The 14,595-nt window shown below is 41.9% G+C and carries 15 protein-coding genes; 9 read left to right on the top strand and 6 right to left on the bottom strand.

All coding sequences use genetic code 11. The features are described 5' to 3' along the window. Nucleotides 1-26: 26 nt before the first annotated feature. Both G1O98_RS10420 and G1O98_RS10415 read right to left on the bottom strand, forming a co-directional pair. Nucleotides 27-380, bottom strand: coding sequence for a hypothetical protein (locus G1O98_RS10420; protein ID WP_163928726.1), 354 nt, complete (start codon nucleotides 378-380; stop codon nucleotides 27-29). Between the two features lie 246 nt (nucleotides 381-626). Further along, nucleotides 627-1,415, bottom strand: coding sequence for an FHA domain-containing protein (locus tag G1O98_RS10415; protein WP_163928725.1), 789 nt, complete (start codon nucleotides 1,413-1,415; stop codon nucleotides 627-629). Between the two features lie 174 nt (nucleotides 1,416-1,589). On the opposite strand from G1O98_RS10415, the gene G1O98_RS10410 reads away from it, so the two are divergent. From G1O98_RS10410 to G1O98_RS10380, 7 genes are all read left to right on the top strand, one after another. After that, entirely contained in the window at nucleotides 1,590-2,120 is a 531-nt protein-coding gene (locus tag G1O98_RS10410) for a hypothetical protein (RefSeq protein WP_163928724.1), read from the top strand. A gap of 133 nt (nucleotides 2,121-2,253) precedes the next feature. Continuing rightward, nucleotides 2,254-3,828: a CPBP family glutamic-type intramembrane protease gene (locus G1O98_RS10405; protein ID WP_163928723.1), complete on the top strand. Its 1,575-nt coding sequence runs from the start codon at nucleotides 2,254-2,256 to the stop codon at nucleotides 3,826-3,828. Between the two features lie 607 nt (nucleotides 3,829-4,435). Then, entirely contained in the window at nucleotides 4,436-4,711 is a 276-nt protein-coding gene (locus tag G1O98_RS10400) for an NINE protein (RefSeq protein ID WP_114084755.1), read from the top strand. Between the two features lie 408 nt (nucleotides 4,712-5,119). Further along, nucleotides 5,120-5,212 carry a hypothetical protein gene (locus G1O98_RS39830; protein WP_243458393.1) on the top strand — a complete coding sequence of 31 codons (93 nt, stop codon included), beginning with the start codon at nucleotides 5,120-5,122 and terminating at the stop codon, nucleotides 5,210-5,212. A gap of 74 nt (nucleotides 5,213-5,286) precedes the next feature. Beyond that, the gene (locus tag G1O98_RS10390; protein WP_228058364.1) at nucleotides 5,287-5,481 is read left to right on the top strand and encodes a hypothetical protein; all 195 of its coding nucleotides are present in this window, start codon (nucleotides 5,287-5,289) and stop codon (nucleotides 5,479-5,481) included. A gap of 135 nt (nucleotides 5,482-5,616) precedes the next feature. Then, nucleotides 5,617-8,076 carry a heavy metal translocating P-type ATPase gene (locus G1O98_RS10385; protein ID WP_163928722.1) on the top strand — a complete coding sequence of 820 codons (2,460 nt, stop codon included), beginning with the start codon at nucleotides 5,617-5,619 and terminating at the stop codon, nucleotides 8,074-8,076. A 325-nt stretch (nucleotides 8,077-8,401) separates the two neighbouring features. Continuing rightward, entirely contained in the window at nucleotides 8,402-8,899 is a 498-nt protein-coding gene (locus G1O98_RS10380; RefSeq protein ID WP_163928721.1) for an FHA domain-containing protein, read from the top strand. 72 nt (nucleotides 8,900-8,971) lie between these two features. Here G1O98_RS10380 and G1O98_RS10375 read toward each other — a convergent pair whose 3' ends face one another. Next, nucleotides 8,972-9,319, bottom strand: a complete 348-nt coding sequence (locus G1O98_RS10375; RefSeq protein ID WP_012407307.1) for a hypothetical protein — start codon at nucleotides 9,317-9,319, stop codon at nucleotides 8,972-8,974. A 300-nt stretch (nucleotides 9,320-9,619) separates the two neighbouring features. Between G1O98_RS10375 and G1O98_RS10370 the strand changes: the two genes are divergently transcribed. After that, on the top strand, nucleotides 9,620-10,540 hold the full coding sequence (locus G1O98_RS10370) for a TIGR01777 family oxidoreductase (RefSeq protein WP_163928720.1): 921 nt from the start codon (nucleotides 9,620-9,622) through the stop codon (nucleotides 10,538-10,540). A gap of 110 nt (nucleotides 10,541-10,650) precedes the next feature. Here G1O98_RS10370 and G1O98_RS10365 read toward each other — a convergent pair whose 3' ends face one another. From G1O98_RS10365 to G1O98_RS10355, 3 genes are all read right to left on the bottom strand, one after another. Next, nucleotides 10,651-10,899 carry a hypothetical protein gene (locus G1O98_RS10365; RefSeq protein ID WP_012407305.1) on the bottom strand — a complete coding sequence of 83 codons (249 nt, stop codon included), beginning with the start codon at nucleotides 10,897-10,899 and terminating at the stop codon, nucleotides 10,651-10,653. A gap of 138 nt (nucleotides 10,900-11,037) precedes the next feature. Beyond that, nucleotides 11,038-11,460, bottom strand: coding sequence for a hypothetical protein (locus G1O98_RS10360; protein ID WP_163928719.1), 423 nt, complete (start codon nucleotides 11,458-11,460; stop codon nucleotides 11,038-11,040). A 153-nt stretch (nucleotides 11,461-11,613) separates the two neighbouring features. Beyond that, nucleotides 11,614-11,970, bottom strand: coding sequence for an iron-sulfur cluster assembly accessory protein (locus G1O98_RS10355; protein ID WP_012407303.1), 357 nt, complete (start codon nucleotides 11,968-11,970; stop codon nucleotides 11,614-11,616). 325 nt (nucleotides 11,971-12,295) lie between these two features. Here G1O98_RS10355 and G1O98_RS10350 point away from each other — a divergent pair, with 325 nt between their 5' ends. Then, the gene (locus G1O98_RS10350) at nucleotides 12,296-13,939 is read left to right on the top strand and encodes a hypothetical protein (protein ID WP_163928718.1); all 1,644 of its coding nucleotides are present in this window, start codon (nucleotides 12,296-12,298) and stop codon (nucleotides 13,937-13,939) included. Nucleotides 13,940-14,595 lie beyond the last annotated feature (656 nt).

The raw sequence follows: 14,595 nt of genomic DNA, 5'->3' as shown, positions 1-14,595 counted from the left end.
ATGAATAATCCATAATTCCTATCTATCTAGCAAGGAACTAACTCTTCCTCACCCTTGGGGTTGGTTTCATCTCCATCAATATCATCAATGGAAAGATGCTCTTGACCGACTACTCCTGGTTGATTGCCCAAAGTAACCAGTTCCCCATCACGTAAGACTAGCGAGCTATCACAAGTTGGGCATGAATAAACTCTATGAGTCCGCCCATAAGAAGAATCTTCTAACTCGTCAACCAATTCTTGATTAGATAGGTAAAAACCAAGGGCACGTTCGGCAAGTTCTGACATTGGTTCGGAATCAACTGCTGAACGAATCTTCAGTTTTCTGTGCAACTCTGGCGATAAATACAAAGTAACCTTTTGCTTAGTTTGCGTTTGCATATAACTCTTTAACGGTCTTACCCGGGTATGTATATCAACTTATCGGTTCTTCTATTGGTTGTCAAGACAGCAAAACGTTTTGACGCTACTTTTGTTACATTTATTCACATTAGGAGCTGAAATGCTATTTATTGAGTGATAAATCCCTCACGACAAACCTCTTCGAAGTTAATCATGGCTTAGGATTCAAATCCTGAAACCTCAATGGAAATTAGCGATCGCTAATTAATGATTCCCTAACTTGGCTTATTTTTTAACTATTTGGAGTGTAAGTGGATTAAAGTTGAACACCTTTCCGGTTGTAAACAACTGATATCCACAAGAGATGCCAGCGAATGACACCAGCATAGAGAAAAGAGACACAGAGCCGATTACAACACCACTGGCGATGAATAGAGCAATTCCGATTCCAATCAAAACCCATCCTAGCTTCCGATTATCGTGCCCACCCCAATTTAGAGCTACTACACCTCCCATACACAGCAAAATTCCAGGTGTGCTGCGTAAGTAAACGCTCACATAGATACTTGTACTTAAAAATGTAATGCCTGCGAGGATTAGCCCTAAGCCGATAAGCTTACTAGCAAAGATTACTTGTTCCTCTTCTTTGCCGATGTTAAGCGCTGTAATTTTCGTCGGCGCGGAATTTGGTGTAGGATTTTTTGCGGTAGATGCAGAGTGTTGCTGCACCCTAAGCATAAAAGTTATTTTGTCTCCCTGCCCAAAGGAAACTCTGTCTCCTACATGCAGTGGGCAAAAAACTTGAGGTTTAAGTTTCGCACCATTAATGTATGTACCATTAGAACTGCCCAAATCGGTAATATGGTATTCGTCCCCATTCACCCAAATTTGTGCGTGGATGCGAGATGCCACATCCGAATCTGGTAAGCCAGAGATATCAATATCTGGTAGTTTTTGGTCGTTTGGCTTACCAATGCAAATTACAGAAAGATTTGGTGGAAATTGCAAAGATGTGTTGGTTTGGAAGTGAAAAAGCTCCAAAGTTACCTCGGCTGTCTGAGATGCACTGTACATAAATTGTGTGATAAAGCACTCTTTATAAGCTTCTCTACTGAGGAGTCAAAAGAGAATGGTAAATATCCTGAAAGAATATTTAATTTTTAATGAGCGCTCTTTCAGTGCAAGGTATTGATCTGAGTTTCTGGTATTTCTATAAAATCAGTGACTTTGGCAAAATGTGTAATGTAAATGGCTACTGCGAATAAAATATGTAGTTTGGGACGAAGAATTTATCGGTTTGCTGCCAGCGTTAGCGGGGTTATTGCCCTGTTAATAATTTTGTGGGGTTGTACTGCAAATGATTTTAACGCTGGAGCGATCGCATGGAAAACTTATAGCAACTCCCGTTATGGCTTTGAATTTCCATATCCGAGTAACTGGACTTCTTCAGCAGACCCAGCAAATGGTGATGGAATTGCGTTTATTTCGCCCCAAAACAAAACGGTGGAAATTCGAGGGTGGGCAAGTCAGCAGCTACTGAATTCGATTGTTACAGAGCAAGAGCCAGTGAAAAAGATCAAACCCAACTTTCAAACCGCCCAAGGAGTATCTGGGGTGCTAGTTGTAGAAGTTGATCAAAGAGTAGGTTCTATGACACTGACACTAACTCAGGATCAAGTGAAATACTGTTGGCAGGGACGAAGCAAAAGCCAAGAATTTCAAGATTACTATCGTTTGTTTTATTACATTGCCCAGCAGTATCGAATTTCAAAGTCTTGAGTTAGGACTGGAGTTTCTTTAGCGATGCCAAACTTAAAACCTTTATATTAATGATATTTATCCACCTCTGACTTTTTCTTGCGATAATTCCCAAGGGGGACGCGCTCTCCACTGGTTAGTCAAAGGGGGATAGATGACATTCAAGCGGTTGGTTTTAATTTTTGTGCTAACGCCGATAGCAGTTCTGTTGGCAGTTTCGGCTTTATTTGGTAGTTGGCAAGAACCCCAGTTCCAAAGTCGCCTGGAACTGTACCAAACCAATATTGCTTTGCAGGCCCAAGGTTGGCAATCAGAAGATAGCGGTGATGATAATCTTCAAGGGATTCGGGAAGCGATACTTGGTGAGCAACCCCTAGAAAGCGCCACAAAGCAATATCAGGAGGCACGTCAGTCAGTTCAAGCGAATTTGGACAAAATTAACAATAAGCTTGCACAATTACGCTCTCAATCTGAAATAACTCCCACACCTCCTAAACCTCTACCTGAAGTTCCTCCGACTACTAAAACCTCTAAACAAGGAAAGCAACAGTTACAGCAGTCCCTAAAGCAATTACAAAAATTAGTGGCTGAATTAGACCTGCGCCTGGGAATTTTACAAGCACAGCAAGGACAGACGGATACAGCCCTGAAAACTTGGAGCGAATTACAAAAACGCTCAGATGTCAATCCAGAGTTTGGAGAAACCGCAGCTGTATTGAGTGGACTGTGGAGCAATCCTCCCCGTCTGCTCCAAAATGCTCAAGAACGGATTCAAAAGAATTTAGAAGGTTGGTTTCGCTCTAGTGCTTTGGTTCAGCTATACCAACTCCAACAACGACAAGATGCTTTATTAGCAGTAAAAGCTGCACAAAAAGAAACTGCTGCTCAAGCGGTGTTCAAATTAGCGGTTATTGGTACTATTCCTACCTTAGCGGCTTTAATTGGTCTAATATTGCTGATTTTATTATTTGCTCAACGCTTGTTGAAAGGAAAAGCCTCGTTAGTAGCTCAAAATGCTGATATTCCTTGGTCAACGCCTTGGGATGGTGAAACGGTTTTGCAGGTTTTTATTGTCGGCTTTTTCTTTATGGGGCAAATTTTTGTGCCCTTGGTGATATCGGTGTTACCCATCCCGCGCCCTATTGTTGATGTGCGACTTCAGGCTTTTTCTGTTTTGGTTAGTTACCTATTGGTAGCATTCGGTGCGCTGTTAGTGCTGTATTTCTCTCTCAAGCCATTTTTTCCGTTACCGGAATTTTGGTTCCGCTTCCGTCTTAAAAATAACTGGTTTCTGTGGGGACTGGGCGGCTATTGTACGGCTTTACCTATAGTTGTGATGGTATCTTTAATCAATCAACAGCTATGGCAAGGGCAGGGTGGTAGTAACCCCCTGCTGCAACTGGCCCTAGAAAGCCAAGATGGGGTAGCACTTGGTATATTTTTCTTTACAGCAGCGATCGCTGCTCCATTTTTTGAAGAAATTCTGTTTCGCGGCTTTTTGTTACCTTCTCTAACTCGTTACTTACCCGTATGGGGATCGATTATAATCAGTAGTTTATTGTTTGCGATCGCTCACCTCAGCTTATCGGAAATTCTTCCCCTGACAGCATTGGGGATCGTTTTAGGGGTAGTCTACACGCGATCGCGCAACCTCCTTGCTCCTATGCTCCTACACAGCCTTTGGAATAGTGGTACATTATTAAGTCTGTTTGTTTTAGGTAGCAATTAATACTTACACTGCACTGTTGCTAAAAATGTAAATATCTGATTTTATCTGCTTATGTAAGAACAATTTACTGGTTATAATTGGTTATAAGCATAAATACTAGCTGAAAAGCCAATTCAGATAATGCTGTTAACATAGACAACAAAATATCTAGTTAAGCATTTATTCTTATCCGGGTGATTTTAGCCAATAACTGAATCTTGTCATTGGTGCAATGGCGTTTCACTACCAGTGGAAGCGATCATAAAAAAACCCGGAAATAATACTGATGGACTTGTAAAAAGTGGTATTGCAGTTTTTGATGATTATTGAGATTTATTCTTCTCAAGACCAAATGTCTTACTTGAAAAGCTGCAAAACTTCTGCAACAGAGTTTGCAGTCATCCAATCCACCAAACCAAAATTTATTAAGGAGCGCTAGATTTTCAAGCTATGCCGTAAGATATTTTAGCGTCTCTTCTAAAATAGAAGCACGCTGATTTTAGTCATTTTGGGGCTTACTTGTACTGAAAAAATTAAAAATGTATTTATTAAGCAAGTAAATGTATTTGCTTTGATTACAATAAAGACTTTATTTTTATATCTTACTTATCAAGGAGCAGCATTTAATATGTCAAATCTCAACCCCAGTCACCCTACCAAACAACTTCTAGCTGGTTACTGTGGAATTATCCTTGGAGGATTTGGGGTTCATAAATTTATTCTAGGATACGCTCCAGAAGGCTTTATCATGTTGGTGGTTTCTGTAGTAGCGGGTTCTTTTACCTACGGTATTGCCTTGTTAATTATGCAACTTGTAGGTTTAATCGAAGGCATGATCTATTTGAATAAGTCCCCTGAAGAATTTGTAAATACCTACTTTGTGAATAAGCAGGGCTGGTTCTAAAAACTTAGATTTTCCATTTGGGTTGCTCTGTAAAGTTATATATCTTGAGTGTATCTTGGGAATAAGTTAGTGCTGACGCAAAACTACAAGTTTTAGGGGCAATACTCTGTAGGAAAAGTTTTGCATCTACATGAAAACAAGGGTTTCGGCTAATGTTTGCGTAAGTTATGTAAGTTTGTTAATACTGGATTTTCGAATTTGTTTCCAGTAACACTTATTGCTTATTTATCTTCTGAACTAGATTAAATCTGACAATTTTGTCATACGAAGGGAAATTAGTTCGGTGGGGTTTACTAGGATTCTCCTGTACACCTACTTGGTACTTATTTTTATCACCAAGGTTATAGAGTAGGATTCTTAGTTTGTCCTATCCAGCATTTAACTGGAATTCCATTTCCAACTTGTGGGATGACTCGCTCTATAGCTATTTCCCAAGGCAATTTGGTTGCAGCACTGGCAGAAAATTTATTAACTCCCCCCTTGGGTAAACTTCTTTCTTGAGTAACTATTCATGAAAGCTATTGTGTATTCTGTGCAGATTTATAGGTATAACTAGAGCTTTTTGTTAAAAAATTATGAATCCTACTGCTATGCTAACCATCAAACGTAAACAGCTGATCTGGATACTGTTCTTGTTGTTGGGCTTTGGCTATTTTAGCGCCATGTCTAATTTGGAAATTCACAATTTTTGGAAAAGCCTGATTGTCCTCATGCCAATGCAGGTTGTAGCTATCATTTATGTGACTTATCTACGCTGGAGTCGTCAGTGACCCTTAGCGAAGTACGATAAATTAAGAAATTTAATAGGGTTGACATACAGTCGTAGTTCCATATTTAGCCTACGCTCAAATTAGAGACGCTTTTAGTCAGGCGTTGAATTTCTGTAGCGAATCTAAACACTTGCCATGCAACTTGTCCCAAAAACTAAGCTAGCCCCAGAACTTGACCCAATCTTAGAGAAAATTATTCTCGATGTTGGAGGTATGAAGTGTGCTGGGTGTGTGAACGCGGTAGAACGACAGCTAACCCAACATCCAGGAGTCAAGAGTGCCTGTGTGAACCTGGCCACAGAGGTAGCAGTTGTAGAGTCAGAAACTGGTGCGGTAGATGCAGATGCACTAGCAGAGAGATTAACAGCCGTTGGATTTCCAACTCAACCCCGAAAAGCTAGGGGCACAGTCGCAGGTGAAATATCTACCTTACCAGACCCAGCAGAACGACAACGCCGAGAAATGCGGTCTTCTGTTAGGCAGTTGGCGATCGCTGCAATGTTGCTGTTATTGTCGGGAAGTGGACATTTTGGTAATCTTGGTAGCTCAGTGCTGCCACTGTTAAATAACATCTGGTTTCACTGTGGATTGGCTACAGTGGCGCTATTAATTCCCGGTCGCTCGATTTTAGTAGATGGGTGGCTAGGCTGGCGGCGAAATGCGCCTAACATGAACACCCTGATAGGATTGGGAACGCTGACAGCCTACATTGCTAGTTTAGTAGCACTACTCTTTCCCCAAATGGGTTGGGAGTGCTTCTTTGACGAACCAGTCATGATGCTGGGCTTTATTCTTTTGGGAAGAACATTAGAGCAACAAGCTAGAGGTCGCGCTGCTGCTGCATTTAGGAAATTGCTAGCACTCCAGCCACAGGTAGCGCGATTGATTGCCAACCCAGAAAAAGGAGGAGTGGGATCTTCTAGTGTAGAGATTCCTGCCGAACAGGTGCGGGTTGGTGAATGGTTACAGGTGCTGCCAGGTGATAAAATCCCTGTCGATGGTGAAGTGGTGCTTGGTCAAACAACGGTCGATGAATCCATGTTGACTGGGGAAGCCGTGCCAGTAATTAAGCAACCGGGAGATTCGGTGACAGGGGGTACACTAAACCAGTCAGGAGCGATCGCTATTCAGACAACCCGGACTGGAAGTGATACAACTCTAGCTCAAATTGTTGCTTTAGTAGAAGCTGCCCAAACTCGGAAAGCCCCAGTACAAAAATTAGCCGATACAGTCGCTGGTTACTTTACATACGGAGTATTAACAGCATCTTTATTAACATTTGTCTTTTGGTACTTTTTCGGTACTCATCTTTGGACTGATATCACCATGTCTGGTGAGATGGAGATGATGAGCCACGTTACACATCAAGCTCCCCACTCCCCTTTATTAATTAGTTTAAAACTAGCGATCGCAGTTATGGTAGTCGCCTGTCCCTGTGCTTTAGGACTTGCTACCCCAACAGCTATTCTTGTTGGGACTGCTATGGGCGCAGAACGGGGTTTGTTAATCAAAGGCGGCGACGTTTTAGAAAAAGTACACCAGTTAGATACCGTGGTATTTGATAAAACTGGCACTCTGACCACAGGTCATCCCATCGTTACAGATTGTCTGTTAATCGAGCAATTGGGAACTGGAGAAGAGGCAGAGAATAACAGCCCAATTCTCAATGCCCAATCCTTAATTCAACTAGCAACAGCCGTAGAAAGCGGTACTCACCACCCCCTAGCAAAAGCGATTCAGCAAGAAGCACTGCGGCAACAGTTATCTATTCCAGAAGCTGTGGACTTTCACACGGAACCAGGATTAGGAGTGTCTGCTGTGGTAGAGGACACAGTTGTACTTTTGGGTAACTGGGACTGGTTGAGTTGGCACGGTATTGCAATTAGTGAAACTGCACAACAGGTAGCACAGGATTTGGCAACAGATGGTAAAACAGTCGTTTGCGTAGCAGTTGGGGGAACTCTAGCCGGATTAATTGCTGTTTCTGATACCCTCAGACCAGATGCCCAATCCACTGTAGACAAATTGCGTCAGATGGGATTACGGGTAATGTTGCTCAGTGGCGATCGCCCAGAAGCAGCTAGCGCCATAGCCAAACAACTAGGATTAGACGGCGCTGATGTCATAGCAGGTGTTCCCCCAGCCAAAAAAGCGGCCGCAATTAAGTCTTTACAGCAAGCAGGGACGACAAAAGGAACTCCTAACTCCTCACCCACAACTACCTACTCGGTAGTGGCAATGGTAGGAGATGGAATCAATGATGCTCCAGCTTTATCCCAAGCAGATGTAGGAATTGCTTTACACTCCGGGACAGATGTGGCAATGGAAACTGCTGAAATTGTCTTAATGCGCGATCGCTTAAACGATGTAGTCGAATCTATTCAGCTTAGTCGCGCCACCTTCAACAAAATCCGCCAAAATTTATTCTGGGCTTTTGCATATAATACAGTTGGCATTCCTTTAGCAGCAGGTGTTTTGTTCCCTAGTCTGGGTTTTGTCCTTAACCCATCTGGTGCTGCTGCATTAATGGCTTTTAGCTCTGTTAGCGTCGTCACAAACTCAATATTATTAAGGCGATTAGCTCGTCACTCGTAGAATACTTTGTTGAACCTAAAATTTCCCATAACAAATCTTAGTCATTCCCATCTCAACTTAACAATTTTTAATTCGTAATTACTAATGACGTTCTCTACGAGACGCTGTGCGTAGCTTGCTTCTTGTAGAGAACGTCATTACGAATTCGTAATTATTTGTTACACTGAGCCGATATTCAGGTTTTACGCAGATCGCAAAGCCTGTTAAGACACCTACAAAAGCTATCATAGCTACTGGAGTAGAACGACCAAGTTCTACTCTTTCAAGGTATTATGCAATTTTAAAGCTTATTTAGATTAGCACCACAGACTGACGGTGCCCGAAAATGGCAAAGTACGATACGAAACAAATCTTGTTAAACCACAGTTCCACCGATTTGTCAATGGCAGCAGAAACCAATGAAAACCATCTACTGATTATTGAAGACGATCAAGGTCGCAAAGAATTTTCTCTGGAGCAACCCGTCTACTCTATCGGTAGAGACCGCGAGTGTAATATCCGTTTGATGTCGCAGTTTGTCTCCCGCCGCCATGCCACATTAGTGAGATTGCCACGAGAGCATAATAGTCATAGCTACTATTACCGGATTGTGGATGGCGATGCCAAAGGTAAAGCTAGTTCCAACGGTTTGATGATTAATGGACGTAAAATACCAAACCACGATCTCAGAAATGAAGACGAGATCGTTTTTGGTCCTCAAGTCCGTGCCATTTATTACCTTTTAAAAAACACTCAGCGTTTGGGACAAACGGATTCGAGCGAGTACGACATTACACTAATAAACCCCGGTATGGCCGAGGATTTAGAGGATCTGGGAGATTGAATTATAACTACCAACCACAATTTGACACTCTCACGGCTTAAAGCCGTGGGATTGTCAATTCAATTACCAAAGCTATCCTGCAATACTTTCAATCAAATGCCAATGGCGGCTACTTTCAATAGCCTGCTTGATAAATTCAAACATTTGTCGGCAGTAATTATCTAGTTGGAGAGGTAGTTCTTCATTTTTAATCACAATACTCATCCGGGTTTCTGTTTCAGTAGATTTTGATTTATCAACCAGTACTTCTACTGTGATCAATTTAGGAAAAGGAACATTACCAGGAGTCTGACGAGCGATAATGTAATCGCCCGTATGGTATTGAATATCCAACTGACAGTCCTGTAGAAGTTCTACAAGTAACGGCAACAGATGGTCACTAGCAACAGAAACAATAAACGAACAGGTATAGCGAGCCATAATAGCCCCACGCCTTGCAACACTCCGTCCATCCTATAATACCGAAGCATCTAAACGGAAAGTCATTCAAAAAGCAAAGTTTTTGAGTTTTGAGATTAGGCATCACCAGATATACATCTGACTTACGCAAAACTACACGCTGTAAGCGTAATTAATGAATTGCCGCTACTTTAGAATCAGGGTTTTGGCTATTATTTGCATCTGATACAGTTGCATCTGTTCTATCCACAAAGAAAGTGCTGTCGGCTGAAAGGTCGATCAAAAACTTTACAATAAGAATTTGGCTGAGGTAGAAAATGAATGAAAGTAGCAATTACTGGAGCAACAGGATTTGTCGGTAGTCTTTTGGTACAACAACTCCACGGAAAAGGTCATAAAATAGTAGTATTAACTCGGAACACCACTTTTGCTCAAAAGGTTTTTCCATCTGAGGCTTTCCCCAATGTAGAAATTGTTGCCTATACACCAAATACATCTGGTACTTGGCAAAGTGTCATAGCTAGTTGTGATGGCGTAGTTAATCTGGCAGGAGAACCTATTGGTGAAGGGCGTTGGACACCAGAACGCAAACAAGAAATCCTCAATAGCCGAAAGTTAGGCACACAAAAAATAGTTGAAGCAATAGCCAACGTTAACCCCAAGCCAACTGTGTTAATTAATGCTTCAGCTATTGGCTACTACGGCACTAGTGAAACGGCAAACTTTGATGAAACAAGCCAATCTGGTAACGATTTTCTTGCCCAGGTCTGCCAAGCCTGGGAAGCAGAGGCGACAAAGGTAAAAGATGCTGGTGTACGACTGGTAATTCTGCGTTTTGGGATTGTTCTGGGCAATGGTGGGGCTTTAGGTAAAATGATTCCGCCTTTCAAACTCTTCGCTGGTGGCCCCATTGGCAGTGGTCGGCAGTGGTTCTCATGGATTCACATAGACGATTTAGTTAACTTGATTATGCAAGCTTTAACTAAACCGGAAATAGAAGGCATATACAATGCTACTACCCCTAACCCAGTCCGAATGGCAGATTTAAGCCAAACTTTGGGACAAGTGATGAATCGCCCTTCTTGGTTGCCCGTTCCGGCTTTTGCGATCGAAGCTCTTTTAGGAGACGGGGCTATAGTAGTTTTAGAAGGTCAGAAAGTCCTTCCTAAGCGCACTGTGGAAACAGGATTTGAGTACAAATATCCTAATTTAGAGTCAGCACTAAGACAAATTCTTGCGTAGAGTCAAGGGGAATGGGGAAGAGGCAAGGGAGTAGGGAGCAAGGGAGAATAGTTTTCCCCTCAGTAAGAGCAGCACCCTGCCCCTCTGTCTCTTTTCAATCCCCAATTGCTTTATTCTTGACTAGAGAGAAATTTTTTGGAAACCCAACTGATAATACCACTGAGAATTGCACCGCCCATGAGGATGCCGATCGCTGGGTTAAATACGGGTTGCCAAAGTTGATGCCACAAATCTAAACCCAAATTTACTCCCACAGAATCACCGATCGCAGCGATCGCTAACCAGACAAAGCCAAACAAAACTAAAAAAACATCTGCGACTAAAACTGTGTTTAGCCAATTTAACAATTTATCTTTCATCTACCCTGTTGTCTAATTGCCCAAAATTTTATGACTGCTAACTAAGCTACGGATAAGTTAGAAGTGAGAGTTATCGACTTAAATTTAACTCCTCACTCCTCTACAGACGCGAGCAATCGCGTCTGTATTCTTAACTTCTCACTCCTCCAACAGCCAATTTTTGACTTTTGTCAAACTCTGCCAATCTGGTTTTCTAGTTAAACCGTCTTCGATACTGCTTTTTATTTCATCGCGCCATTCTGGGTTGACAAAAATTAGCTGCTGTGCAATGTCAATATGTTCTCGTAAACCTTTTTGACCTGTTTCCAGCATTGCTAAAGCGATATTGACTCTAGCCTGTGGGTCTTGTGGATTTAACTTGACAGCCTTCTGTGCAGCTTTGTAAGCCAAGTTGGGCTTGTTATCGAGTAGATACAACCACGCCAAACAGATCCAAGCGGCACTCGTTTTAGGAGCGCGATCGCACACTTCTTTAAATACAGGGATTAAAGAATCTACTGCCTCTCCTGCTTTATAGCGTTCTAAACCTGTATCAAACAGGGATTCAACTGTTTGAGTCATAGTAAGTTTGTCAATAATCATTAGTTAATAGTCATTAGCCATGATTCAATAGTCATAGGCCAATAGTCAAGAGTTAGAAAACCTTGACTCTTGACTATTGAAGGCGAGTTCAATCAATATTGGAAAACCTCGCACGTGATCGGCTCCTCTTGGCTAAACCCCAAATGACTTGCCACAACCGCAAGTTTGGTTGGCATTGGGGTTAGTAAATTGAAAGCCACCGCCAATCATGGCATCGCTGTAATCGAGCATTAAACCGTAGAGATATAAGAGACTCTTGCGATCACTGACAATTTTGAAGCCATCATAGTCAAAAACTTCATCCTGCGGGGTGATCTTGCTAGTGTCTTCAAAGTCCATCATGTAAGACATCCCAGAACAGCCACCCTGACGGACTCCTACCCGTAAGCAGAAGTCTGTGCCTTGCTTGTCCCGGAGGGATTTTACCTGGTGCAATGCGGCTTCGCTCAACAGAATTCCGCGTTGTTGAGACTGAATTGCTTGTGTCATCTGCTTTTTTCACTCCTTAATTAGTCTAAGCTTTACCCGATATCGGCTTGTTAATGCCTCTGGGTTTCCCTTGGTGTTTTTGTATTCATTCTAGCGGCTTAGATGTCGTTAGATGCCAAATTGTAAACACTCCGTTAAAAGCAGCCAAAGGTTTTTATTCTAGAATTGAGAGACTCAGTGTGTTTAGAGATTCGGTATTTTTGGAGTTCAAGCATGGCTTGTCTGAGAAGCAACTATCTTTCAGGTGCAGCCATAAAAACCTAATCCGAGGCTAGCTATCCCCCAAAGTTTACTTTCAAATTGCTTCTTTTGATTAACTTACTCTATGACAAGTTTTAATCGCTCTACCAGTCGTCGCTTGAAGAAATTAACTCAAATTCCTTCTGTATGGGAGGGCGATCGCCGTCCGTTGTCATCACCAAACCAGCACTCAGACTCTGAGGAAAAGGGAGAATGCATTCTTTGGGTAGATTACTCCCAAGGTGTTGTCCGAGGAATGGACGTGGTAGCCTCAGATGTTGGCCCAGAAGCAATCGTTCGTACCTTAATGCGAGCAATGGAGCATCCCCACAGTCCGGCAAGACCTGCTAGACCCCAAAGAATTGTAGTCAAAGACCGCGAGATCCAATTTTACCTGCGGGGAGTGCTGCAAGATTTGGATATCGCCATTGACTACGCACCAGAACTGCCTTTAATTGACGAACTATTTCGCGGGTTCGCTGACATCCTCGATAGTCAAACCCCTGACTTACCCCCACAGTATGCACAAATCTTGCGAGAGAAAGCATTTGCAATTTGGCAAGCAGCACCTTGGGAATTTTTGGAAGAACAGCAAATTTTGTCAATCGAGATTAATAAGTGGGATGTTGGCACACTCTACGCCTCAGTCATGGGAATGCTGGGAATGGAGTATGGGATTTTGTTTTATCGCTCAGAAGAGTCTTTAAAACAGTTTCGCACCGCAGTTTTACAAGATGAAGACTCAACAGAGCATCTAGAAGAAGCGTTTCTCAAGCAAGATTGTCTGTTTCTTACGTTTGAGAGTGCTGATGAAGACGAAAATGAAGACGATGATGAAGAAAGTGATTTGGCGGATCTGCCATTATCAGAAATTGACCCTACTTTCGGTAATATCCACCCCTTAGAAGGACTGCGGTCTGTTTTGTATGACGAAGAAGCACTGGTAATCTTCGTTGCGATCGAAAGTCTGATCCGCTTTATTCGCGATCACCGCCGCCATTTGCATGAGGATATCTTCCCTACCCTCAGCCGTCGCTATCGCATATCTCTGCCGCAGTCGGAAGAATCAACTAAATCTGTTGCTGTGACAGTCTCTACAATGCCGCAGTTAGCAGCAGAATTAGAGGAAATGGCAGGCTTTGGTGAAGATGATCAGGAAATTGACAACCTTGACTCCTCAAATTTCCAATCATTGCAAGATGACTTGATACCGGAAGACTCCTTTCTCAGCTTAGGCGTAGTGTCCTGGGAAATGTTGGATCACCTCCGTAAGGGGGTAATCTACCATAAGGCTGGTGAAATTAAACAAGTGGGTGACGGTTTGCCGGTGATTTTAATTCAAACTTCTCGCCCCAAGGCTAAAACTGTAATTGAAAGAATTGAAGCAGCTGGTGGGCTGAGAGCAATTTGCTTTAATCCAGGTGCCGATCCTTTCGATGGCGATCGCTACGATCTGGGTTTATTGCAAACTCAAAATGGTGAATTGTTCCTATTTGGTGAATTTTTAGATGAAGATCCTATTCATGTAGAAGCTCGAAAAAAATGGAATCAGAGGTGTAAAAATACTAAGGGCTACTGTGGCTTAATCATTGCTAAAGGATTAACAGGAGCTTCCCGTGGCAATCCTCAGTTACGAGACATGATGGCTTTGTTTGAAACGCGATCGCTTTCACCGAAAGATTTAGGTATTGGCACTCTCCAACTCATGCCCCAACTCAAATTGGAATAGTTGCATTCATAGCTGTAATCTGACATTCAGGATTACGGCTATAAGAAATGTAAGTTGAGATATATTTGATTCGCATATTAACCAGATTCAGCGCTGAGAAGTTAGGGGCATTACTGAGTACTAAGTAAACTACAGAATACTTAGGTTTGATGCACCTATTACGGCAATGCGGAAATTTATCTAACTTTGAAAAGAGGATTAATTTTTCTCCAAGTCTTGTTAATTGTGGTGTTAGCTGTATTTCTGCGAAGGTTTACTAGTAAATATCCCAGGATGACAGCTAACTTTACCTAAATTTCATGAAGTATCTATATTCTCATAGTTTTTCAGTAATTTTATTTGGATATTTATCAGTATAAAGAAGTACAAACTACTATTTAATCATTTACCAAGTTGGGTTTAATCAAATTTAGCCGACGCACTTCAATCTCAGAATCTTTTTTTTACAACTTTTTGAGCTTAAAAGGTTGTCATATATCAATATCATTAAGCAAAAGCTCATATTTATCTCTTTTTCTTTGTAATTTTTTTATAAAGTGTAAATATGAGTTGTTTTAGTGCCTAGATAAAGTTTATTTAAAGCCCATAAATCATGGCTATAATGAATACACTCAACAAAAATATTGAAGTAAAAAATTGCTTTTATGCTTACATTT

The sequence above is a fragment of the Nostoc sp. UIC 10630 genome (genome assembly GCF_010747425.1).
In the GTDB taxonomy this organism is placed as follows: domain Bacteria; phylum Cyanobacteriota; class Cyanobacteriia; order Cyanobacteriales; family Nostocaceae; genus Nostoc.
Note: the sequence above shows the minus strand (reverse complement) of the source record. Positions and strands in the feature narration are given on the sequence as shown.